16 protein-coding genes are annotated in these 22,026 nt (G+C 67.0%); 6 read left to right on the plus strand and 10 right to left on the minus strand.

Annotated elements, in window-relative coordinates; translation table 11 throughout:
• Window positions 1-329: 329 nt before the first annotated feature.
• Window positions 330-599: a hypothetical protein gene (locus tag C1H66_RS06440; protein WP_102627078.1), complete on the minus strand. Its 270-nt coding sequence runs from the start codon at window positions 597-599 to the stop codon at window positions 330-332.
• Between the two features lie 424 nt (window positions 600-1,023).
• Between C1H66_RS06440 and C1H66_RS06445 the strand changes: the two genes are divergently transcribed.
• Window positions 1,024-1,845, plus strand: coding sequence for a helix-turn-helix domain-containing protein (locus C1H66_RS06445; protein WP_102627079.1), 822 nt, complete (start codon window positions 1,024-1,026; stop codon window positions 1,843-1,845).
• A 54-nt stretch (window positions 1,846-1,899) separates the two neighbouring features.
• On the opposite strand, the gene C1H66_RS06450 is transcribed toward C1H66_RS06445, so the two are convergent.
• From C1H66_RS06450 to gyrA, 7 genes are all read right to left on the minus strand, one after another.
• The gene (locus C1H66_RS06450; RefSeq protein ID WP_102627080.1) at window positions 1,900-2,274 is read right to left on the minus strand and encodes a histone-like nucleoid-structuring protein, MvaT/MvaU family; all 375 of its coding nucleotides are present in this window, start codon (window positions 2,272-2,274) and stop codon (window positions 1,900-1,902) included.
• Window positions 2,275-2,577: 303 nt separating this feature from the next.
• Complete coding sequence (gene rpsA / locus C1H66_RS06455) at window positions 2,578-4,254, minus strand: 30S ribosomal protein S1 (RefSeq protein WP_102627081.1); 1,677 nt, start codon at window positions 4,252-4,254, stop codon at window positions 2,578-2,580.
• Between the two features lie 182 nt (window positions 4,255-4,436).
• Entirely contained in the window at window positions 4,437-5,141 is a 705-nt protein-coding gene (cmk, locus tag C1H66_RS06460; RefSeq protein ID WP_102627082.1) for a (d)CMP kinase, read from the minus strand.
• The gene (locus C1H66_RS06465; RefSeq protein ID WP_102627083.1) at window positions 5,138-7,447 is read right to left on the minus strand and encodes a bifunctional prephenate dehydrogenase/3-phosphoshikimate 1-carboxyvinyltransferase; all 2,310 of its coding nucleotides are present in this window, start codon (window positions 7,445-7,447) and stop codon (window positions 5,138-5,140) included. The genes cmk and C1H66_RS06465 overlap by 4 nt, the downstream gene beginning before the upstream one ends.
• A 20-nt stretch (window positions 7,448-7,467) precedes the next feature.
• Entirely contained in the window at window positions 7,468-8,559 is a 1,092-nt protein-coding gene (pheA, locus tag C1H66_RS06470) for a prephenate dehydratase (RefSeq protein ID WP_102627084.1), read from the minus strand.
• Between the two features lie 273 nt (window positions 8,560-8,832).
• Window positions 8,833-9,936 (minus strand): 3-phosphoserine/phosphohydroxythreonine transaminase, encoded by a 1,104-nt coding sequence (gene serC, locus C1H66_RS06475; protein ID WP_102627085.1) that lies wholly within the window; start codon window positions 9,934-9,936, stop codon window positions 8,833-8,835.
• Window positions 9,937-10,003: 67 nt separating this feature from the next.
• Window positions 10,004-12,703: a DNA gyrase subunit A gene (gene gyrA, locus C1H66_RS06480; RefSeq protein WP_102627086.1), complete on the minus strand. Its 2,700-nt coding sequence runs from the start codon at window positions 12,701-12,703 to the stop codon at window positions 10,004-10,006.
• Window positions 12,704-12,889: 186 nt separating this feature from the next.
• Between gyrA and C1H66_RS06485 the strand changes: the two genes are divergently transcribed.
• The 5 genes from C1H66_RS06485 to C1H66_RS06505 all read left to right on the plus strand — a co-directional run bounded on the left by C1H66_RS06485 (window position 12,890) and on the right by C1H66_RS06505 (window position 19,353).
• Complete coding sequence (locus C1H66_RS06485) at window positions 12,890-13,822, plus strand: recombination-associated protein RdgC (RefSeq protein ID WP_102627087.1); 933 nt, start codon at window positions 12,890-12,892, stop codon at window positions 13,820-13,822.
• Between the two features lie 68 nt (window positions 13,823-13,890).
• Complete coding sequence (locus C1H66_RS06490) at window positions 13,891-15,063, plus strand: 1-acyl-sn-glycerol-3-phosphate acyltransferase (protein WP_102627092.1); 1,173 nt, start codon at window positions 13,891-13,893, stop codon at window positions 15,061-15,063.
• A 197-nt stretch (window positions 15,064-15,260) separates the two neighbouring features.
• Entirely contained in the window at window positions 15,261-16,448 is a 1,188-nt protein-coding gene (locus C1H66_RS06495) for a cation diffusion facilitator family transporter (RefSeq protein WP_102627093.1), read from the plus strand.
• Between the two features lie 247 nt (window positions 16,449-16,695).
• Window positions 16,696-17,403: a transglutaminase-like cysteine peptidase gene (locus C1H66_RS06500; protein WP_102627088.1), complete on the plus strand. Its 708-nt coding sequence runs from the start codon at window positions 16,696-16,698 to the stop codon at window positions 17,401-17,403.
• A 33-nt stretch (window positions 17,404-17,436) separates the two neighbouring features.
• Window positions 17,437-19,353, plus strand: coding sequence for an EAL domain-containing protein (locus C1H66_RS06505; RefSeq protein WP_102627089.1), 1,917 nt, complete (start codon window positions 17,437-17,439; stop codon window positions 19,351-19,353).
• Between the two features lie 68 nt (window positions 19,354-19,421).
• Here C1H66_RS06505 and C1H66_RS06510 read toward each other — a convergent pair whose 3' ends face one another.
• Entirely contained in the window at window positions 19,422-19,763 is a 342-nt protein-coding gene (locus C1H66_RS06510; protein WP_102627090.1) for a tryptophan synthase subunit beta like protein, read from the minus strand.
• 121 nt (window positions 19,764-19,884) lie between these two features.
• Window positions 19,885-22,026: type I secretion C-terminal target domain-containing protein (locus C1H66_RS06515; protein ID WP_146010689.1), on the minus strand; the 2,142-nt coding region annotated here is incomplete at its 5' end.

Genomic DNA, 22,026 nt, shown 5'->3' on the forward strand with positions numbered 1-22,026 from the left:
GCCTATCGGCGCCAATCGCTCGGCGCAGCCAAGCTCCCACAGGGAATGGTGGGTATCGGCCACGCTGGCGGCATCCGCCAAGGCGCCTGCGGCGCCAATCGCTCGGCGGAGCCAAGCTCCCACAGGGGATGGTGGGTATCGGCCACGCTGGCGGCATCCGCCGGGGCGCCTATCGGCGCCAATCGCTCGGCGGAGCCAAGCTCCCACAGGGGCGATGGTGGCTATCGGCCGCGCCAGCGGCCACCGCCGGGGCGCCTGCGGCGCCAATCGCGCAGAAACTCTGCGTTCCCACAGGGGGGATGCGGCACCGGGTGGCTGGCTAACGCGTGTCAGGCGATATGTCCCAGGGACTTCAGCGTCTGCAAGAGGTGGCTGACGCTCTCGGCGGGTTGAGCGTATTCGCTCATCAGCGTCTTGAGGCGCTGCTCGAAGGCCTGCTGGCGGGTCTCTTCGTCGTCCTGCTCCCGCTCTTCCAGGGAGCGGACCGGCGGCCCGGTGGGAATATCGAGCTTGCTGTCGGGGCTTTCGAGCTCACGAAGCGCTTCGGCGAAGGCGTCGTCGAGTTCGCGGAACTTGCGCAATTTCTCGCGCTCGTCCATGGGCTTTCGAAAAGTCTGCTGTTTCATTCGCTACCAGTGGTGTCAGGAGGCCGACGGGGTGGGGAGGACTCTGGGTCGACGCTCACGCATGATGAACTACCCTGAGTATACCGCCATTGGCGCTCGTGGCGAAGTGGCATTCTCCCCACGCGGCGGTTCGCGCCAGTCATCAGCGGCCACCAGCGTCGGCTCCGCGGCTGCCGTAATGTGCCCAATCGATCATCACGCAGCCTCGAACTTGCCTTTGGTCCGCTACAACAAGCATAAAGAACTAATGAAATGGAAGAAGGCAACGGCCCCGGGACCGGCTGCCGGCGCATAGCCGTTCGGGGCCCTTGCGAACTGCGACAGGCGGGGGATACCTGTCGGCGGGCTCGGCATGAGGCCGGCCCGGGAACGTCATCTCAAGGGATAAGGCCAGGCAATGTTCAACGAAATGATGCGAGCAGAGATCTGGCTGCAGGAAACCCTGGAGAGCCAGTTGGGCATCGAGGATCTGGCCCGGCGACTCGGCTACTCCTCCTCCCAGATCCGGCGCCGCTTCCGCCAGAGCTTCGGCATGTCACCCGGCGCCTACCGCGACATGCTGCGCCTCGAGAAGGCCGCCCGGCTGCTGGTGCACACTCCCCATGGCATCAGGCAGATCGCCGAGCGATGCGGGTATCGCAACCACTCGGCGTTCAGTCGCGCCTTCCAGCGCCGTTACCGGCGTTCGCCACGCGACTACCGCCGGGCCGAGCGGCTGCAACTGCGCAAGGCCGAGCCGGGCGCGGCTCAGGCCTTTCCCGTCGAGCTTCGCCGCACCCCCCCGCGGGAAGCCGTCGTGACCCGGCGCTACGCGCCGAGCACGGCGATCGATGCGCCCAGCGAGTGGCGGCAGCACCTGGAGGGCAACGACATGCTGCCCAACCGCCTGGGCGAGGCCACGCCCATCGCCATCCTTCACGACCAGCCCCTGGCCAGCGACATGCCGCGCACCGACCTCGGCGTTCAGGTGGCCCATGGCACCACCACCGACATGGCCCTGCCGCTGCCCTTCCGCCTGATCGAACTGCCGGCCAGGCGCTGTGCCTGCGTCACCATCAGCGACATGGCGCAACTGCCCGAGGCCATACACTTCCTGGTCGGCCACTCGCTGCCCCAGCGGGGCGAGCACCTCAATGGCGAGGCCGCCCGCCTGCTGCATACGCCGGCGGGTCTGGAGCTTCAACTGCCACTGCTGGAACCCGGCGACGCCACGAGCTGACACGACAGCGCCGCCTCATGGGCGGCGCTGACTCATTACGGGCGGGGCGGAGGATCACTCCTCGACGCGCACCAGCCAGGACTCGACGGTGTCGTTGCCGTGCTCGTCCTTCCAGGCCTTGAGGGTCTTCTGATTACCACCGCGAGTCTCGACGACTTCACCGGTCTTGGGGTTCTTGTAGATCTTCAGCTTGCGCTTGCGACGACCACCGGCCACCGCGGCCTTCGGTGCGGCAGTCTTGGCAGACTTGGGATCGAGCAGGGAAATCACATCGGCGGCGCTCTTGTCGAACTCACGCATCAGCGCCTCGAGTTTTTCCTTGAACTCGAGTTCGGCCTTGAGGCGCTTGTCGTTCTGCAGCTTCTCCATGTTGTCCTGGAGTTGCTTGAGCTGCTGTTCCATCTGCATGTATTCGCTGAGCAGTGACATATAGATCTTCCTTCTACGGGTTTCAGGATGCGAGAGCGATTATGAACGCTTGATTGGTTCATGACAATAGTGTGGAGTCGGACGTGTTTAATATCAAGAATCAAGTCATGTATATCAAGGAAAACTTATCCTAGGGGCGTTTCACTCGAAGTAGCGTTAATGATGAAACCATCGCCACAAGTGCACGATTTAACCACGGCGATAAAATGGCACGCAAAAAAACGCCGCCCCGGAGGGGCGGCGTTTCTCATGGCTGGCAAATGAACCGGAAGCCGGCGTGCGCCTGGCTGCCGCGCCCGCTGCTCAGTCCTGACCCATCTGCTGCTTGATGAGGTCGCCGATGGTGGTCGGACCACCGCTCTCGGGGCTCTCTTCGCGCAGCTTCTTGAGGTTCTGGCGGGTGTCGTCCTGCTCCTTGGCCTTGATGGAGAGGTTGATCGCACGGTTCTTGCGATCGACACCGATGATGCGGGCCTCGACACTGTCGCCTTCGTTGAGGACGTTGCGGGCGTCCTCGACACGGTCGGCGCTGATCTCGGAGGCCTTGAGCACGGCGATGACATCGGTCGCCAGCTCGACGTGGGCTTCCTTGGCATCGACCTCGACCACGCGGCCGGTGACGATGGTGCCCTTGTCGTTGACGGCCAGGAACTCGGCGACCGGGTCGGTATCGAGCTGCTTGACGCCCAGCGAGATGCGCTCACGCTCCGGATCGATGGAGAGGATCACGGCCTCGGCCTCGTCGCCCTTCTTGAACTGGCGCACGGCCTCTTCGCCGGTCTCGGTCCAGGAGATGTCGGAGAGGTGCACCAGGCCATCGATGCCGCCTTCCAGGCCGATGAAGATACCGAAGTCGGTGATCGACTTGATGGTACCGGAGACACGGTCGCCCTTGTTGTACTCGGCGTTGAAGGTCTCCCACGGGTTGGCGGTGCACTGCTTGATACCCAGGGAGATACGACGACGCTCCTCGTCGATGTCGAGGATCATGACGTCGACATCGTCGCCGACCTGCACCACCTTGGACGGGTGGATGTTCTTGTTGGTCCAGTCCATCTCGGAGACGTGGACCAGGCCCTCGACACCCTCTTCCAGCTCGGCGAAGCAGCCGTAGTCGGTGAGGTTGGTGACGGTGGCGTGCACCTTGGTGCCTTCCGGGTAGCGATCCTTGATGTTGACCCAGGGATCCTCGCCCAGCTGCTTCAGGCCCAGGGAGACGCGGTTGCGCTCGCGGTCGAACTTGAGCACCTTGACGTTGATCTCGTCGCCCACGGCGACGATCTCGCTCGGGTGCTTGATGCGCTTCCAGGCCATGTCGGTGATGTGCAGCAGGCCGTCGACGCCACCGAGGTCGACGAAGGCGCCGTAGTCGGTGAGGTTCTTGACGATACCGGTGATCTGCTGGCCTTCCTGCAGGGTGGCGAGCAGGGCCTCACGCTCGGCGCTGTTCTCGGCCTCGAGCACGGCGCGGCGGGACACGACGACGTTGTTGCGCTTCGGGTCGAGCTTGATGACCTTGAAGTCGAGTTCCTTGTTCTCGAGGTGCGTGGTGTCGCGCACCGGACGCACGTCGACCAGGGAACCCGGGAGGAAAGCACGGATGGAGTCGACGTCGACGGTGAAGCCGCCCTTGACCTTGCCGTTGATCACGCCCTTGACGATCTCGTCCTTTTCGAAGGCCGCTTCCAGAATCTTCCACGCTTCGGCACGCTTGGCCTTCTCGCGGGACAGGCGGGTCTCGCCGAAACCGTCCTCGACGGCTTCCAGGGCGACGTGGACCTCGTCGCCGACGGCGATGTTCAGCTCGCCGTTGTCGTCGCGGAACTGCGCCGCGGGGATCTGACCTTCCGACTTCAGGCCGGCATTGACGGTGACCCAGTCACCATCGATGTCGACGACGGTAGCCGCGACGATGGCGCCCGGCTCCATGTTGATGTCCTGGAGAGATTGTTCAAACAGTTCAGCAAAGCTTTCGCTCATGATGTTCCTACGTGATCAACGTTGAGTACGGCGTTGCCGCCTTCTCCGCACCACCAGCGAGTGCGGGCCTTATTCACCATGCCTCCGGAGATGTTAACGCTGGTTCGACCTGGCCAGGCTCACGGAAAGTCGAAGTGCCGGACCACGTCATCACATCCTGCCGGAGGCGCCGCAAGGGAGTGTCAGGTGGCGGTTGCCAGACCGCGTTCGGTCAGCAGCTCCGTCAGCCGATCCACCACTTCCGGTATCGTCAGGCGCGTGGTGTCAAGCGTGATGGCGTCATCGGCCGGCTTGAGCGGTGCCACGCTGCGCTGCATGTCGCGCGCATCGCGTGCCTGAATCTCCTTCAAAAGACTCGATAGATTAGCATTCACCCCGGCCTCCTGCAACTGGAGGTGGCGCCGCCGGGCGCGCTCCTCGGCACTGGCGGTGAGGAAGATCTTCAGCGGCGCATCCACGAATACCACGGTGCCCATGTCGCGGCCGTCGGCGACCAAGCCGGGGGCCTGCTGGAAGTCGCGCTGACGCTGCAGCAGCGCCTGGCGCACCGCCGGCAGCGCGGCGACCTGGGAGGCCGCGTCGCCGATCTGCTCGGTGCGGATGGTGGTGGTGGCGTCGCGCCCTTCCAGCAGCACGGTGGTGGCCTCGCCCTCGGCGACGAAGACCACGTCGAGGTCGCGCGCCACCTCGGCCAGGGTGGCCTCGTCGTCCAGGGCGACCTCGTGCTTGGCGGCGGCCAGGGCGGTGAGGCGATAGAGGGCGCCGGAGTCGAGCAGGTGCCAGCCGAGCCGCTCGGCGATCAGCCGGCTGATGGTGCCCTTGCCGGCCCCGCCGGGTCCGTCGATGGTGACGACCGGGGCCGCGTTCGGCGAGGGAGTCGTGCTCATGCGCCCTCCCCGTTGGCCTGCTCCTCCGCGAGGCTCATGCCGACCCGGCGCGCCAGGTCGATGAAGCCCGGGAAGGAGGTGGCGACGTTGGCGCAGTCGTCGATGACGATCTCGCCGCCGGCGCGCAGCGCGGCCACGGCGAAGGCCATCGCGATGCGGTGATCGCCCAGGCTGTCGATCCGGCCGCCGCCGTAGCTCACGCCGTCGTCTCCACTGCCGACGATATCGATGCCGTCCGGATACAGGGTGTTCTCGACCCCCAGGGCGGTGAGGCCGTCGGCCATGGCCTGCAGCCGGTCGGACTCCTTGACGCGCAGCTCGGAGGCCTCCCGCAGCCGGGTCGTGCCTTCGGCGTTGGCGGCGGCGACGAACAGCGCCGGAAACTCGTCGATGGCCAGCGGCACCTGGTCGACGGGGATCTCGATGCCCCTGAGCGGGGCGTAGCGGATGTGCAGGTCGGCCACCGGCTCGCCGCCCACCTCGCGCTCGTTCGCGAGGCGCAGGTCGGCGCCCATCAGCGTGAGGATGTTGATCACGCCGATGCGGGTCGGGTTGATGCCGACGTGCTCGAGCACCAGGTCCGAGCCCGGGGTGATCGCCGCGGCGACCAGGAAGAAGGTCGCCGAGGAGATGTCGGAGGGCACGTCGATGGGCGCGCTGGTGAGCCTGCCGCCGCCCGACAGCCAGCAGGTATCGCCCTCGCGGCCGACGTCATAGCCGAAGCCGGCGAGCATGCGCTCGGTGTGGTCGCGGGTCGGTGCCGGCTCGCGCACCCGGGTCTCGCCCTCGGCGTAGAGCCCGGCGAGCAGCAGGCAGGACTTCACCTGGGCGCTGGCCATGGGCATGTCGTAGCGGATGCCGGTGAGCGTCTTGCCGCCCTTGATCCTGAGCGGCGGGCGGCCGCCCTCGGCGGTCTCGATCTCGGCGCCCATCAGGCGCAGCGGGTCGGCCACCCGGCCCATGGGGCGCTTGGTCAGCGAGGCGTCGCCGGTGAGCTCGGTGTCGAAGGCCTGGCCGGCCAGCAGCCCGGCGAACAGCCGCATGGCGGTGCCGGCGTTGCCCACGTAGAGGGGCCCGGCGGGCGCCTGGAGGCCGTGCATGCCGACCCCGTGGATGGTCACCCGGCCCTGGTGCGGGCCCTCGATGGCCACGCCCATCTCGCGGAAGGCCTGCAGGGTGGCCAGGCTGTCCTCGCCCTCGAGGAAGCCCTTGACCTCGGTGACGCCCTCGGCGAGCGCACCGAGCATGATCGAGCGGTGGGAGATCGACTTGTCGCCGGGCACGCGGATCCGGCCGGTGACGCCGCCGCCGGGGGCGACCCGGTAGCGCAGCTTCTTGCCTTGTGCTTGCATCTGGTATTCCGCCTGATAACTGGTCTGGTTGAGCAGGGAGTCGAAATAGTGTCGCGCATGGCTGGCGCGGTCGAAGATCGCCAGCATGGCATCGGTGTCGCCGGCCTCGACGGCACGCCTGAGCCGCGCCACGCCGGCCTCGAAGTCGTCGAGCGAGGCGAGCACGGCATCGCGGTTGGCGACGAAGATGTCGCGCCACATCACCGGGTCGCTGCCGGCGATGCGGGTGAAGTCGCGAAAGCCGCCGGCGGCGTAGCGGAAGATGTCGAGCCGCTCGTCCTGGCGCGCCAGGGTATCGACCAGCGAGAAGGCCAGCAGGTGCGGCAGGTGGCTGGTGCGGGCGAGCACCTGGTCGTGGCGCGCCACGTCCATCTCCAGCACCTCGGCGTCGCAGGCCGCCCACAGCGCCCGCACCCGGGCCAGGGCCGCGGGGTCGGTGTCCGGCTCGGGGGTGAGGATCACCTTGTGGTTGGCGTAGAGGCGCGGGTCGGCGGCGGCCACGCCGCTCTTCTCGGAGCCGGCGATGGGATGGCCGAGCACCAGGTTGGCGGGCAACCGGCCGAAGGCGTCGACCGCGCAGTCGCGGATGGCGGCCTTGGTGCTGCCCACGTCGGTGATCACCACGTTCGGCGCGGCCGTGCCGAGACACCCGGCCAGCTCGCGCATCACGCCCGCCATGGCCAGCACCGGCACCGCCAGCACGATCAGCGAGGCGCCCTCGACCAGCGGCGCGAGCCGGGTGTCGCCGCGGTCGATCAGGCCCCTCTCGATGCCCAGGGCGATCTCGTCCGGGTTGGGGTCGCAGGCGACGATTTCGGCTCTCTTCACCGGCCCGCCCCCGCCGGCATCGTCGCTATCGCGACGACCGTAGCCACTCGCCCGAAGGGCCGCGGCGAGCGAGCCGCCGATCAGCCCCAGGCCGACGATCAGGATCCGCGATTCATTGACCTTCATGCCCCACCTCTTGCGCATGCCTAGAGCACGCCCACCGGGTAGGAGCCGAGCACCTTGACCTCGGCGGCACGCAGCTGGACTTCCTCCAGCACGGCGGCGACCCGGGGTTCATCGCGGTGGCCCTTGAAGTCGATGAAGAAGACGTAGTTCCACACCCCGGTACGCGACGGCCGGGTCTCCAGGCGCGTCAGGTCGATCTGGTGGCGATGGAAGGGCTCGAGCAGGTCGTGCAGGGCACCGGGCTGGTTGCGCATGGCGACGACGATGGAGGTCTTGTCCTCGCCGGACATGGGCACGTCCTGGTAGCCGATGATCAGGAAGCGCGTGGAGTTGTCCGGGCGGTCCTCGATCTTCTCGGCGAGCCGGGTCAGGCCGTAGAGCTTGGCGGCCATGTCGCCGGCGATGGCCGCACTGTGCCACTCGGTCTTGACCAGGCGCGCGGCCTCGGCGTTGGACGACACCGGCACCCGCTCGGCATGGGGAAAGTGGGCATCGAGCCACTTGCGGCACTGGGCGAAGGACTGCGGGTGCGAGTAGATCCGCGAGACCTTGTCCTGGCGGGTGGTCTCGGCCACCAGCAGGTGGTGATGGATGCGCAGCACCACCTCGCCGCAGATGCGCATCGAGGAGTCCATGAAGGAGTCGAGGGTGTGGTTGACCACGCCCTCGGTGGAGTTCTCCACCGGCACCACGCCGTAGTTGACCGCCCCCGCCTCGACCTCGCGGAACACCTCGTCGATGGCGGCCATGGGCATGCTCTGGGCGCTCTCGCCGAAGTGCTTGAGCGCGGCCTGCTGGGTGAAGGTGCCCTCGGGGCCGAGATAGGCCACCTTGATCGGCTGCTCCAGCGCCAGGCAGGCGGACATGATCTCGCGGAACAGCCGCGCCATCTCCTCGCTGTCGAGCGGGCCCTGGTTGAGCGCCATGATCCGGCGCAGCACCTGGGCCTCGCGCTCGGGGCGATAGAAGACCGCCTGGGGGTCCTCGGCGGTCTTGACCTGGGCGACCCGCTGGGCGCAGGCCGCGCGCTCGCTAATCAGCCGCAGGATATCGCCATCCAGCTCATCGATGCGCTGCCGCAGCGCCTCGAGATCGATGGGGGTGTCGGTCATGCGTTGTCCCCTGAGTTATCGTTTGGTGTCCAGTCATCCATCCAGTGCCGAGATCCGATCCCGCGCCCCCTGTGGGAGCTTGGCTCCGCCGAGCGATTGGCGCCGTAGGCGCCCCGGCGGCGGCCTCTAACCTGGTGGATGACTGCCCAGCGCCGCTTCGCGCCGCCATCGCCCCGCGAAGCGTGGCTCCCACAGGGAGGTAGATTCCCTGCCTGGTGGAGCTTGGCTGCGCCGAGCGATTGGCGCCGCAGGCGCCCCGGCAGTGTCTCCACCCTACCCCCGCCGCTGCTCGAAATCGGCCATGAAGGCGATCAGCGCGTCCACGGCTTCCTCGGGCACGGCGTTGTAGAGGCTGGCGCGCATGCCGCCGACGCTGCGGTGGCCCTGGAGGTTGAGCAGGCCGGCCGCTTCGGCCTCGGCCAGGAACGGCTTGTCGAGGCGGTCGTCGGCGAGCACGAAGGGCACGTTCATGCGCGAGCGGTTGCGCAGCACGATCGGGTTGGCGTAGAGGCCGCTGCCGTCGATGGCCGCATAGAGCTTCTCGGCCTTGCGGGCGTTGATGGCGTCCATGGCGGCCAGGCCACCGATGTCCTCCTTCAGCCACTGGAACACCAGGCCGGCCAGGTACCAGCTGTAGGTGGCCGGGGTGTTGATCATGGAACCGGCATCGCTCAGCGCCTTGTAGCCGAACAGCGAAGGCATGTCGGGCCGGGCGCGCTCGAGCAGGTCGTCGCGCACGATCACCACCACCAGGCCGGCGGGGCCGATGTTCTTCTGGGCGCCGGCGTAGATGACCCCGAACCTGGACACGTCCAGCGGACCCGAGAGGATCGACGAGGACATGTCGCAGACCAGCGGCACCTCGCTGCCGTCGGGGCGTACCGCCTCGGGGATGTAGTCGAACTCCAGCCCGCCGATGGTCTCGTTGGCGGTGTAGTGCAGGTAGGCGGCGTCGGCCGAGAGGGCGATGTCCGACGGCCGCGGCACGGCGCTGTGGCCGCTCTCCTCGCTGCTGGCGGCGATATGGGCGCTCCCGAACAGATGGCGCGCCTCACCGATCGCCTTCTTGCCCCAGATGCCGGTGTAGAGGAAGTTGGCCGTGCCGCCGGCGCCGAGCAGGTTGTAGGGCACCGCGGCGAACTGCAGGGTGGCCCCGCCCTGGGTGAACAGCACCCTGTAGTTGGCCGGAATGGCCAGCAGCTCGCGCAGGTCGGCCTCGGCCTGTTCGGCGATGGCGAGGTACTCCTCGGCACGATGGCTCATCTCCATCACCGAGAGCCCGCGCCCGCGGTAGTCGAGCAGCTCCTCGCGGGCCCGTTCCAGCACCGTGGCGGGCAGCGCGGCCGGGCCGGCGCAGAAGTTGTAATGGCGTGTCATCAGCGTCGTATTCCTAAGCATCCTGTGGGGTCTGACCCCAAAGTATTCCGAGGGGTCTGACCCCATTCTATTCTTCGGTGCCCTCGGGGCCCGCCTCGCCGTCGCCCTCGCCTTCGGCATCGACCACGTCGTCGATGTCCTCCGGCTCGTCGACGCGCACGGTCTTGACCAGCTTCTCGTCGTTGCCCAGGCGGATCAGCATCACGCCCTGGGTGTTGCGCGAGGTGATCGAGACCTCGTCGACGCGGGTGCGCACCAGGGTGCCGCGGTCGGTGATCAGCATCATCTCATCAGAGGAGTAGACCTGCATGGCGGCGACCAGCGAGCCGTTGCGCTCGCTGGTCTGCATGGCGATGACGCCCTGGCCGCCGCGGCCGCGCAGCGGGAACTCCTCCAGGCGGGTACGCTTGCCGTAGCCGTTCTCGCTGGCGGTGAGGATGTAGATCTGGCCGCCGTTGCCGTTTCCATTGCCGTTGCCGGCCGGGAGGGCGGTGCCCTCCTCGTCCTCGGCCTCGAGATCGGCCTCGGCGTCGATCTGCTGGCTCTGGGGAATGATCAGGCTGATCACCTCGGCGTCGTCGAGCAGGCGCATGCCGCGCACGCCGCGGGCGGTACGGCCCATGGCACGCACGTTGCCTTCCTCGAAGCGGATCGCCTTGCCGTTGGACGACAGCAGCATGACGTGGTCGGTGCCGCTGGTGATGGCGGCGCCCACCAGGCGGTCGCCCTCCTCCAGGTCGATGGCGATCAGGCCGACGCTGCGCGGCCGCGAGAACTGCTCGAGGCTGGTGCGCTTGACGGTGCCGCGGGAGGTGGCGAAGAAGATGTAGCTCTCGGGGTCGTAGTCGCGCACCGGCAGGATGGCGTTGATCGCCTCGCCCTCGTCGAGCGGCAGCAGGTTGACCAGCGGCTTGCCGCGGGAGCCGCGGCTGGCGTTGGGCATCTCGTAGACCTTGAGCCAGTAGACCTTGCCCTTGTTGGAGAACAGCAGCACGGTGTCGTGGGTCGAGGCCACCAGCAGGTGCTCGATGACGTCCTCGTCCTTCATGGCGGTGGCGGACTTGCCGCGGCCGCCACGACGCTGGGCCTGGTAGTCGGAGAGCGGCTGGGTCTTGGCGTAGCCCGAGCGCGACACGGTGACCACCATGTCCTCCTCGGCGATCAGGTCCTCGAGGCGCAGGTCGAGGTGGCTGGCCTGGATCTCGGTGCGGCGCGGGTCGCCGAACTGGTCGCGCACGGCGGTCAGCTCCTCGCGGATCACCTCGAGCAGGCGGTCGGCGGAGGCCAGGATGGCGGTGAGCTCGGCGATCTGCTCGAGGATCTTCAGGTACTCGTCGAGCAGCTTCTCGGTCTCGAGGCCGGTCAGGCGGTGCAGGCGCAGCTCGAGGATGGCCTGGGCCTGGGCCGGCGAGAGGCGGTACTGGCTGCCGGCCTGATCGAGACCGAAGCCCTCCTCGAGCTCCTCGGGCTTGCAGGAGGTGGCGCCGGCGCGCTCGAGCATGCCGGTGACCTGCCCCGGCGGCCAGGTGCGGGCCAGCAGCTTCTCCTTGGCCTCGGCGGCATTCGGCGAGGCCTTGATCAGCTCGATCACCTCGTCGATGTTGGAGATGGCGACGGTCAGGCCCTCGAGGATATGGCCACGCTCGCGGGCCTTCTTCAGCTCGAACAGGGTGCGCCGGGTCACCACCTCGCGGCGGTGGCGGATGAAGGCCTCGAGGATCTCCTTGAGGTTCATGATCTTCGGCTGGCCGTCCTCGATGGCGACCATGTTGATGCCGAAGACGTTCTGCAACTGGGTCTGGGCGAAGAGGTTGTTGACCACCACCTCGCCGCTCTCGCCGCGCTTGACCTCGATCACCACGCGCAGGCCGTCCTTGTCGGACTCGTCGCGCAGCTCGGCGATGCCCTCGATCTTCTTGTCCTTGACCAGCTCGGCGATCTTCTCGATCAGCCGCGCCTTGTTCACCTGGTAGGGCAGCTCGCTGACGATGATGTGGTCGCGGCCGCTCTTGTCGTCGTGCTCGATGGTGTGGCAGGCACGCACATAGACCCTGCCCCGCCCGGTGCGGTAGGCCTCGAGGATCCCGGCGCGACCGTTGATGATGCCCCCGGTGGGGAAGTCGGGCCCGGGGATATGCGCCATCAGGTCGTCGACGCTGAGGGTGTAGTCGTCGATCAGTGCCAGGCAGGCGTTGATCACCTCGACCATGTTGTGCGGCGGAATATTGGTCGCCATGCCCACGGCGATGCCCGAGGAGCCGTTGATCAGCAGGTTGGGCACCTTGGTCGGCAGCACGTCGGGAATGCGTTCGGTGCCGTCGTAGTTGTCGACCCAGTCGACGGTGTCCTTCTCGAGGTCGGCGAGCAGCTCGTGGGCGAGCCGGGCCATGCGCACCTCGGTGTAACGCATGGCGGCGGCGCTGTCGCCGTCGATGGAGCCGAAGTTGCCCTGGCCGTCGACCAGCACGTGGCGCATGGAGAAGTCCTGGGCCATGCGCACGATGGTGTCATAGACGGCACTGTCACCGTGGGGGTGATACTTACCGATGACATCGCCCACCACACGGGCGGACTTCTTGTAGGCCTTGTTCCAGTCGTTGCCGAGCTCGTGCATGGCGAACAGCACGCGCCGGTGGACCGGCTTGAGGCCATCGCGCACGTCGGGCAGCGCACGGCCGATGATCACGCTCATCGCGTAATCGAGGTACGACTGCTTGAGTTCGTCCTCGATGTTGACTGGCAGAATCTCTCTGGCGATGTCACCCATGGGTCGTCGAATCCTTTGCACTGCAACGGGTTGGCGCCGCGGCCCGCCTCGGCGGGGGGCACCACAACAGCCTCACATCATATCACCGTGGGCCGCGCAAAGGCAGCTCGGGGAGTGCGGGCTTTCACTGGCACCCCCGCCTCCCTTTGTCCATAATGTGCCTCCTTTTCGCTCGAGAAATGCGTCATGTGGTTCAAGCACTTGCACCTATACCGTCTGCACGGCGCGCCGGCGCTCGACGCGGCCGCCCTGGAAGCCGCCCTGTCCGAGCAGGCGTTTCGCCCCCTGGGCGGCAGCGAGCCGCGCCGCCTGGGCTGGTGTGCCCCCGCCGGCCGCGCCGGCACCCAGCTGCTCCATGAGCTGCAGGGCCAGCGGCTGATCACCGCCCTGCGCCAGGAACGCCTGCTGCCCGCCTCGGTGGTGCGCGAGGAGGTCGAGGAGCGCAGCGCCGAACTCGAGGCCCGCGAGGGGCGCAAGCTGCGCCGCCAGGAGAAGCTCGGGATCAAGGAGCAGGTCTATGAGGAGCTGCTGCCGCGGGCCTTCGTGCGCACCCAGAAGGTCGACCTGTGGTGGGATACCCGCCGGGGCCTGATCGGCGTGAACTCGAGTTCACGCAAGCGTGCCGAGGAGGTGCTGGACCTGCTGCGCGAGACCCTGGGCAGCCTCAAGGTCACCCCGCTCTCGAGCCAGACCCTGCCGATGCGGGCGATGACCGGCTGGCTGGTCGAGCCCGGCGAGCGCCCGGCCGACATGGTGCTGGGCGACCAGGTGGAGCTCAAGGCCAAGGGCGACGACGGCGTGCTGCGCGCCCGCCAGGTCGACCTCGACAGCGACGAGATCCAGCGGCTGCTGGAGAGCGGCCGCCAGGCGAGCAAGCTGGCACTGGAGATCGAAGGCCGGTTAAGCTTCGTGCTGCACGACGACCTCGCCCTCAAGTCGCTGCGCTTCGGCGATGCGCTGGTCGACGAGGCCACCAACAGCGACGACGGCGACGATGCCCTGGTGCGCCTGGAGACCGACTTCCTGCTGATGTCGCAGGCACTCGGCGAGAACGTCGATCGGCTGATCGGCTGGCTCGGTGGCGAGGCCGGCACCACGAGCGACCAGAGGGTCGCATGACCGTGTCCGGCGATCTCCCCAATGGCGACACGCCCGACCATGTTCCCGACAACCACCACCACAAGCGCATGACCGAACCCCGAACCGACGAGCAGCAGGCCGATCCTTGGGCCGAGATTCGCCCCTATCACGACGACGAGGTCGCCGAGGTGCTGGCGCGCCTGGCCCACGATCCCGAGCTGCTGGATGCCCTGACCCGCTTTCGGCTGCCGCGGCTGTCGCGCTTCATGCCGCGCCTGTCGCAGACACTGGCCAGCATCGTGATCCGCCGCGAGGTGCGCGACGTGACCAGCGTGCGCGACTTCCAGCAGCGCATCGCCGGCTACATGGAGCGCATGATCCGCACCACCACCGACGACTTCCGGGTCGATGGGCTGGAGGCGCTCGACCATGACACCGCCTACCTGTTCATCGGCAACCACCGCGACATCTCGCTCGACCCGGCCTTCGTCAACTATGCGCTGTATCTCGCCGGGCGCGACACGGTGCGCATCGCCATCGGCGACAACCTGCTCAAGAAGCCCTATGTCACCGACCTGATGCGGCTGAACAAGAGCTTCATCGTGCCGCGCAGTGCCCGCGGCAAGCGCGCCATGCTGGCGGCGTACCACAACCTGTCCGCCTATATTCACCACTCCATCCTCGCGGACAATCACTCGATCTGGATGGCCCAGCGGGAAGGCCGCGCCAAGGACGGCATCGATCGCACCGATCCCGCCATCATCAAGATGATGACCATGTCGCGACGTTCGCGAGACCGCGACCTGCCGGTCGGCGAGGCGATCCGCGAGCTGCGCCTGGTACCGGTGTCGATCAGCTACGAGTACGACCCCTGCGACGTGCAGAAGGCCCGCGAGCTGCATGCCGTGCACGCCTGCGGCAACTACGAGAAGGGCGAGTTCGAGGACATCATGTCGATCGTCGCCGGCATCACCGGCCACAAGGGGCGGGTGCACCTGCGCTTCGGCTCGCCGCTGCCGGCGGACTTCGACAGCGCCGATGAGGTGGCCGCGGAGATCGACCGCCAGGTGCTCGAGGGCTACCACCTCTTCCCCAGCCACTACCTGGCCCTGGAAACGCTGGGCGATGCCCCGGAACTGCTCGACCTCTCGGAGGTCACCGATGCCGACAGGGCGACCTTCCAGGCCAGGCTGCAGCAGGTGCCGGCCGAGCTGCGCGAGTGGTGGCTGGCCCAGTACGCCAACCCGGTGCGCAACCGGGCGGGCAGAGTAGGCGACTAGCCGGCCGCCCTCTGGCGCCGCTTCGCGCCGCATCGCCCCGCAGAGCGTGGCTCCTACAGGGAGGCAGATCCCCGCCCCTGTGGGAGCTTGGCTCCGCCGAGCGATTGGCGCCGCAGGCGCCCCGGTGGAGGCCGCCAAGGTGGCCGATGCCTGGCCCGGCGCTGCCGGTCTCCCATATCAACCGGATGATGACCACCATGGGCCACTCCCACGCACCTCACCACTCCCTGCCGACGGATCGCGGCGCCCAGACCCGCGAGGCCCACAAGGTCACGCTGATCGGGGCGCTGATCGACTTCGTGGTCGGGGTGGCGAAGATGGTCACCGGCTTCATGGTCGGTTCGGCGGCCCTGGTGGCCGACGGCATCCACTCCTTCTCGGACATCGTCACCGACGTCTTCGTGATCACGGCGACCCACTTCGGTCGCCAGGAACCCGACAGCAACCATCCCTACGGCCACGGCCGCATCGAGACCCTGGCCACCCTGTGGCTCGGCAGCGTGCTGATCTTCGTCGCCGGCGGTATCGCCTGGGCCAGCCTGTCCCGGCTGATCGGCGGCGACCCCATTCCCGCGCCCGGCCTGTGGGCCATCGGCATCGCGGTGGTGGCCCTGCTCGCCAAGGAGTGGATCTTCCGCTACACCCTGCGCGTGGCCAAACGGGTCAAGTCGCGCCTGCTCGAGGCCAACGCCTGGCACTCCCGCTCGGATGCCCTGTCCACCGTGGTGGTGCTGATCGGCCTGGTGGCCGCCCAGTTCGGGGCCGGCTGGATGGACGCGGTGGCGGCGACCGTGGTCGGGGTGATGGTCGGCCAGGTGGGCGGCCGCCTGCTGTGGGAGTCGAGCCAGGAGCTGATCGATACCGCCCTGCCGGCGGAGGAGCGTGACCGGATGCAGCAGATCGCCGAGCGGGTGCCCGGCGTCAACGGCGTGCACGACCTGCGCACGCGCACCCTGGGCAGCCAGGCGCTGCTCGACCTGCATATCGTGGTGCCCCCGCGGGTCACGGTCTCCGAGGCCCACGAGATCGGCAACGAGGTCAGCCGCCGACTGCGTGAGGCCTTCCCCAACCTCTCCGACGTGACGTTCCATATCGACCCGGAGGACGACTCCGGCGAGACCGAGCACAGCCTGCGCCCCGGCATGCCGCTGCGCGGCGACGTCGAGGGGATGCTCGACGGTATCTGGGGCGAGATTCGGGTCTGGAACGCCCGGGTGGCGCTCGACCTGCACTACCTGGACAATCAGGTGGACGTGTCGATCTATGTCAACGAACTGCCCCATGGCCAGAGCCTCGACGAGGCCGCCGACGAGCTGCGCCAGGCGGCGCGCGGCCTCGCGTGGGTCGGCCGATTGCGGGTCTGGAAGGGCCCGGGCAAGGGCTGAGCTTTGGCCGAAAAGTCGCCGAGCGATGGTCAGACAAGGCAAAAATCGCGAGAAGGCGGACTGGGCTCGCACGCGAGTTTACGCAGTGTAAATGAGTACTTTGAGCCGATTTTTAACGCCGTATGACCGAGCGCAGGCAGTTTTCAGACTAAGCGTAGTTCCGTTGGTAGCAGATTCCCCATTCCCCTCGCATTAGAGAGTTCATCCCCCTAAACTTGAGCGATCGCTCATCTTTTCTCGAGTCACGATGCCCAAGCCTCGCCACAGGACCCTCGCCTCGCCCGGGCGCCGCCGCTTCCTGGCGAGCCTGGGCTGCCTGGCGCTGGCCGCCGGCCTGGGGCTTCAGGCATCGCGCGTCGGGGCCAGCCTGGACCCGCCGCGACTGCGCGAGAACATGCAGCGCCTCTACGGCCCGCGCGGGCTGGCCGTGCTCGAGGAGTGGTTCGCGCTGCTCGATCGCCTCGCCGGGGCGGAGCTCCGCACCCAGCTCCGCGACGTCAACGACTTCTTCAATCGCCGCGTGCGCTGGGTGGATGACATCGACAACTGGGGGCACGAGGATTTCTGGGCCACGCCGCTGGAGACCATGGGCCAGGGCCAGGGCGATTGCGAGGACTACTCCATCGCCAAGTACGTGACCCTCAAGCAACTGGGCGTGCCCGGCGCCCAGCTGCGCATGATCTATGTCCGCGCGCGCATCGGCCGCAGCCGGATCACCCAGGCCCACATGGTGCTGGGCTACTACGAGACACCCGCCGCCGAGCCGCTGGTGCTCGACAACCTGGTGCCAACGATCACCCCGGCCTCGCAGCGTACCGACCTCGATCCCTTGTTCAGCTTCAACAGCAGCGGGCTCTGGGCCGGTGGCTCCACCGAGTCGCGGGCCGACCCGCTGGCTCGGCTGTCGCGCTGGCGCAACGTGATCGACCGCATGCAACAGCAGGGATTCATCTGATTCGGGTCTTGAACCCATGGGGGGAACACCGAGATGTCGCTCATCAAGCAGCTCTGGCTGACCATCGTGGTACTGCTGCTGCTGGCCTTCGTCGGCAGCCTGTTCATCGGTGTGAGCACCAGTCGGCATTACATCGAGCAGGAAGTGCGCATCAAGAACGCCGACAACGCCAATGCCCTGGCGCTGTCGATGAGCCAGCTCGACAAGGACCCGGTCACCATCGAGCTGCTGATGGCGGCCCAGTTCGACACCGGCCACTATCGGCTGATCGAGCTGCGCGCCCCGGATGGCGAGATTCTCGAGCGGCGCGAGAGCGGCGAACACATCGGGGACCTGCCCGGCTGGTTCGTCGACCTGGTGCGTTTCGAGGTCCCGCACGGCCAGGCGGTGGTGCAGGACGGCTGGCGCCAGTACGGCACCCTGACCCTGCAGAGCCACCACAGCTTCGCTTACCGTTCACTGTGGCATAGCGCCCGGAACCTGGCGGGCTGGTTCGCCGTGGCCGGCGCGATCAGCCTGCTGATGGCCTGGTGGATCGTGCGCACCATCCGCCAGCCGCTCCACTCGGTGGTCGCCCAGGCCCGCGACATCGGCGTCCGGCGCTTCACCACCTCCAAGGAGCCCCGTACCCGGGAACTGCGCGAGGTGGTGCAGGCCATGAACCAGCTGTCGGGGGCGGTGCGGGAGATGCTGAGCCAGGAGAGCGAAAAGCTCGACCTGTTGCGCCGCCGCCTGCAGCACGACCCGGTGACCGGCGTGCTGGACCGCGACGCCTTCCTCGCCCAGCTGCGGGCCAGCCTGGAGAGCAACGGCCACCGGGCCAGCGGCAGCCTGGCCATGGTGCGCCTCGCGCGGCTCACCGAGGTGAACCAGCGCCTGGGGCGCCCACGCACCGACGCCCTGCTCAAGGACCTGGCCCACAGCCTCGACCAGCTCGGCAAGGTACGCGGCGGCGGCCTGGTCGGGCGCCTGAACGGCAGCGACTTCGCCCTCCTGCTGCCGGGCAGCGGCGACCTGGAGGAGCTCGGCCACGAGCTCTCGCAGCGACTCCAGACCCTGCAGGAGGAGGAGAAGTCGTTGACGCTCGGCCTGCCCTCGGCGTTGATCGACTACGCCCAGGGCGACCACCGCAACGAACTGCTGGCGAGCCTGGACGGCGCCCTGGCCGGCGCCGAGGCCAAGGGCGACCACGGCCAGTCCATCGCCCAGGGCGCCGCGCGCGAGACCCTCTACGCCAGCCATGCCGACTGGCGGGATGCCCTCCACCAGGCCATGGAACAGGGCGTCTACCTGGGCCACTACCCGGTGCTCGACACCCAGGACAGGCTGCTGCACCACGAGTGCCCTGCCCGGCTGCGCCTGAAAGGGGAGTGGCGGCCGGCGGGGGTCTTCCTGCCCTGGATCTCGCGCCTGGAACTCGATACCGAACTGGACCTGGCGGTGGCCCGCGCCGCGATCAAGGACATCGCCCAGCGGGGCAAGCCGGTCGGCATCAACCTGTCGCCGGCCTCGATCCGCGACTCGCGCTTCGTGCTGGACCTGCGCGCCCTGCTCCGCTCACACCCCGAAGCCGCCGAGAAGCTCTGGCTGGAACTGCCCGAATCGATGGCGATTCACAACCTGGCGGGCTTCCGCAGCCTGTGTCGCGAGCTGCAGCCGCTCGGTTGCCGGATCGGCCTGGAGCACGTAGGCGCCGAGTTCAACCACATCGCCGACCTGCACGACCTGGGGCTCGCCTACCTCAAGATCGATGACTCCCTGGTCAAGGGGGTCGATACCAGTGCCGAGCAGCAGACCATCCTGCGCGGCATGGCCACGCTCTGCCACTCGCTAGGCATACTGGCCATCGCCGAGGGGGTCGACAGCGTCGCGGAGACCCGGGTGCTGTTCGAGCTGGGCCTCGATGGCGTCACCGGCCCCGGCGTACGCCAGCACGACAAGCCCGCCTGAGGAGGCGGGCCGGCAGCGAATCACACCGGTACTCAGACAGCGCCAGGCGCTAGGCTCGCGGCCTTCGCCTAGATCACCCCGCCACTCTCGTCGTCCGAGCCCGACACCAGGTTCAGGCCATTGAGCCGGCGACGCAGCGACTGACGCTCCATGACCTTCTGCTGCGCCGCCTCGGGCAGGTCGGTGAAGCTGATCACCCCCTTGTCCATGAGCAGCTCGATCACGTCCTCCAGCACGCGGACGAAGGCCAGGTCCGAGGCATGGAAATGCGCAGCCCCTTCACCGCCCTCGCCCTCCATCAGGAAGGCCAGCAACTCCGGGGAATCCGCGGCCAGGAACTCCTTGCAGTCCGGCGTCGCCTCGCGACTGACCAGCTCGATGTGGCCATCGTCGTTGCGCTTGATGTACATGGGGTGTCTCCGCTGAAGCCTCTTGCCTGCCATCATAGGGCAGAGCCGCGTTGGACGCATGAGGCCGGCATCAAGAAAAGCGCCCGGCAAGGCCGGGCGCTGGTTGTCAGGCATGTCGCTATCAGTCGATCTGCAGCTGACCGTCAGCCATGAGCTGCTGAATGATATCCGCGCTGTACCCGATGCCTTCCAGAACGATTACCTGATCGGCGCCGGAGACCCCGGAGCCATCGACGGCCAGGTTGCCCCCGGTGCTGATGTGCAGGAGCGTATTGCCACCCTCCTCGGTAGCATGGAGGTAGCTGGCGAGATCTGCTCCCTCGTCCATGCCCTGCAGCAGATCGGCGATATCCAGGACATTCTCCCCGGTGCCGAAGTCCTTGACGACATCGGTGGCCGCGGCATCCTCCTCGCCCTGGTCACCGAAGTTCCATTTGAACACGTCATCGCCCAGTCCCCCGTAGAGGATGTCGTCGCCGGCCCCGCCGGTGAGGATGTCGTCGCCGGCACCACCTATCAGCTCGTTATCAGCTTCGCTGCCCACCAGAATGACACCGTCCAGCGTCCCCGAGGCATCCAGTGTCTGACCGGGCTCGGCGAAGAAATCAATTACGCCACCTTGCATATCACCATCGCCATCGATCGCTTCAAAGCCGATGTCGAATGGCAGGCCCTCATCGATCAGCTCAACGATCTGGGAAACGCCAAAACCGGTGATCTGAGTTCCCGACCCTTGGTTATAAAGCTCTATTGAATCAAGGAACAGGCCGCTGGGCGCATCGAATGACATTGCCTGATTAATCAAGTCTCCTTGAGTGAAGGTGCCAATCGCCTTAGAGCCATCGGAATAGGTTACGACGTAATCCATGACGATTCCGGATGTCGCCGAGAACTTGATGCTCGCGGAAGAAAAGAGGTCCACTCCACCACTTTCGGCCGCCAGGTCAAAATCGAAGGTGATAGATTCCCCTTTGTCGAAGGAAGGGTTTCCAACGCCAAAGCCATTGGCATTGGAGTTTATCTGATCAGCATTTCCTCCAGAACCACCGATACCTGATATTTCCACAGCCCAAGGGCTCCCCGCCCCCGGCTCGGTGCGTGTTATCGAACCATCCTCCAGAATATAGATGTTCGGCTCAGGTCCACCAGCCTCATTGAAATCACCGGCTGTGAAGTCCCGAATTTCCGTAGTAACCAGGTCGATGGGCTGGAACTGCTCGTAAACGTAGCTGCCATCAGAGTTTCCAACGAGCTTGAAAACATCGATCCGCTCATCACCTTCTCCGACGTAAGCGACCAGCGTATTGGTACCCACTCCGTCATACTGGAGTAAAGCCCCCTGATAGAAAAGTCCTTCTGGTGCCTGAGTCCAGATCACCTCCGCACCTTCTTGGTCAGCCCCCATCTGAACGGCAGTCCCTACAAACGAGAAGTCACCACCGTTCTGAAAAATGACATTCCGTACGTCCGATACTGGGATGTCATCCAGCACCGTGACGACCAGGTTGCCCGTGGCCGTATCACCGTCCATGTCTTCCAGTTCAACCAGGAACTGCTGATCCAGTGAGGCGTCTTCTGCCGGGTCGGAGTGATCCTTGGCGCCGTTCAGCGTGTAGCTGTAGCTCACCGTGTAGGTGCCGTCACCGTTGTCGGTGTAGCCGGTGATGGCCAGCACGTTGCCGGCGTCGGTGGTGATCGTCGGCAGCGTGTCCGCCACCGCGCCGTCCTGGACAATGGATTCACCGCCCACGCTCAGGCTCTTCACACCGTCCGGCGCGCTGATGGTAAAACTGCCGGTCTGGGTCAGGGCATCCGGCGTCGGGTCGCTGCCCACCGCCAGGTGGGCCTCATTGACCACGAGGCTGGCCTCGGCCCCTTCCGGGATCAGGTCGTCGATGCTGACCCCGGCATCGGCAATGGCGATGGTCAGGGTGGCGGTGTCGCTGTCGCCGTCGGCATCGGTCAGGGTGTAGGTGAAGACGTCGCTCACCCCGCCCGGGGTGCCGGCGTTGCGCACATAGCTGTAGCTGCCGTCGGCGGCGATGGTCAGCACCCCGTACTCGCCGGCCACCTCGACCGTGCCGCTTGCGGGCACCGCCACCGGGGCATCGTCGCCGACCACCACTTCGGTCACCCGCGCAGTGTCGGCCCCCTCGGCGTCCGGGGTCTCGCCGTCGGTCATCACGTTGCCGGTGATGGCGTCGTAGACGCCCTCGCCCAGCTCGGCGCCGACGTCCTCGGCGCTGGGCACGTCGTCCAGCAC

The sequence above is a fragment of the Halomonas heilongjiangensis genome (assembly GCF_002879645.1).
GTDB lineage: Bacteria > Pseudomonadota > Gammaproteobacteria > Pseudomonadales > Halomonadaceae > Halomonas > Halomonas heilongjiangensis.

What these genes read in the sequence shown, in the direction of transcription:
- C1H66_RS06505 (WP_102627089.1), top strand. Translation starts at nt 17,437, where the DNA reads ATGTCGCTCATCAAGCAGCTCTGGCTGACCATCGTGGTACTGCTGCTG.
- gyrA (WP_102627086.1), bottom strand. Translation starts at nt 12,703, where the DNA reads ATGGGTGACATCGCCAGAGAGATTCTGCCAGTCAACATCGAGGACGAA.
- C1H66_RS06490 (WP_102627092.1), top strand. Translation starts at nt 13,891, where the DNA reads ATGACCGAACCCCGAACCGACGAGCAGCAGGCCGATCCTTGGGCCGAG.
- serC (WP_102627085.1), bottom strand. Translation starts at nt 9,936, where the DNA reads ATGACACGCCATTACAACTTCTGCGCCGGCCCGGCCGCGCTGCCCGCC.
- C1H66_RS06485 (WP_102627087.1), top strand. Translation starts at nt 12,890, where the DNA reads ATGTGGTTCAAGCACTTGCACCTATACCGTCTGCACGGCGCGCCGGCG.
- C1H66_RS06445 (WP_102627079.1), top strand. Translation starts at nt 1,024, where the DNA reads ATGTTCAACGAAATGATGCGAGCAGAGATCTGGCTGCAGGAAACCCTG.
- C1H66_RS06440 (WP_102627078.1), bottom strand. Translation starts at nt 599, where the DNA reads ATGGACGAGCGCGAGAAATTGCGCAAGTTCCGCGAACTCGACGACGCC.
- C1H66_RS06500 (WP_102627088.1), top strand. Translation starts at nt 16,696, where the DNA reads ATGCCCAAGCCTCGCCACAGGACCCTCGCCTCGCCCGGGCGCCGCCGC.
- C1H66_RS06465 (WP_102627083.1), bottom strand. Translation starts at nt 7,447, where the DNA reads ATGAAGGTCAATGAATCGCGGATCCTGATCGTCGGCCTGGGGCTGATC.
- C1H66_RS06450 (WP_102627080.1), bottom strand. Translation starts at nt 2,274, where the DNA reads ATGTCACTGCTCAGCGAATACATGCAGATGGAACAGCAGCTCAAGCAA.
- pheA (WP_102627084.1), bottom strand. Translation starts at nt 8,559, where the DNA reads ATGACCGACACCCCCATCGATCTCGAGGCGCTGCGGCAGCGCATCGAT.
- C1H66_RS06510 (WP_102627090.1), bottom strand. Translation starts at nt 19,763, where the DNA reads ATGTACATCAAGCGCAACGACGATGGCCACATCGAGCTGGTCAGTCGC.
- cmk (WP_102627082.1), bottom strand. Translation starts at nt 5,141, where the DNA reads ATGAGCACGACTCCCTCGCCGAACGCGGCCCCGGTCGTCACCATCGAC.
- rpsA (WP_102627081.1), bottom strand. Translation starts at nt 4,254, where the DNA reads ATGAGCGAAAGCTTTGCTGAACTGTTTGAACAATCTCTCCAGGACATC.
- C1H66_RS06495 (WP_102627093.1), top strand. Translation starts at nt 15,261, where the DNA reads ATGGGCCACTCCCACGCACCTCACCACTCCCTGCCGACGGATCGCGGC.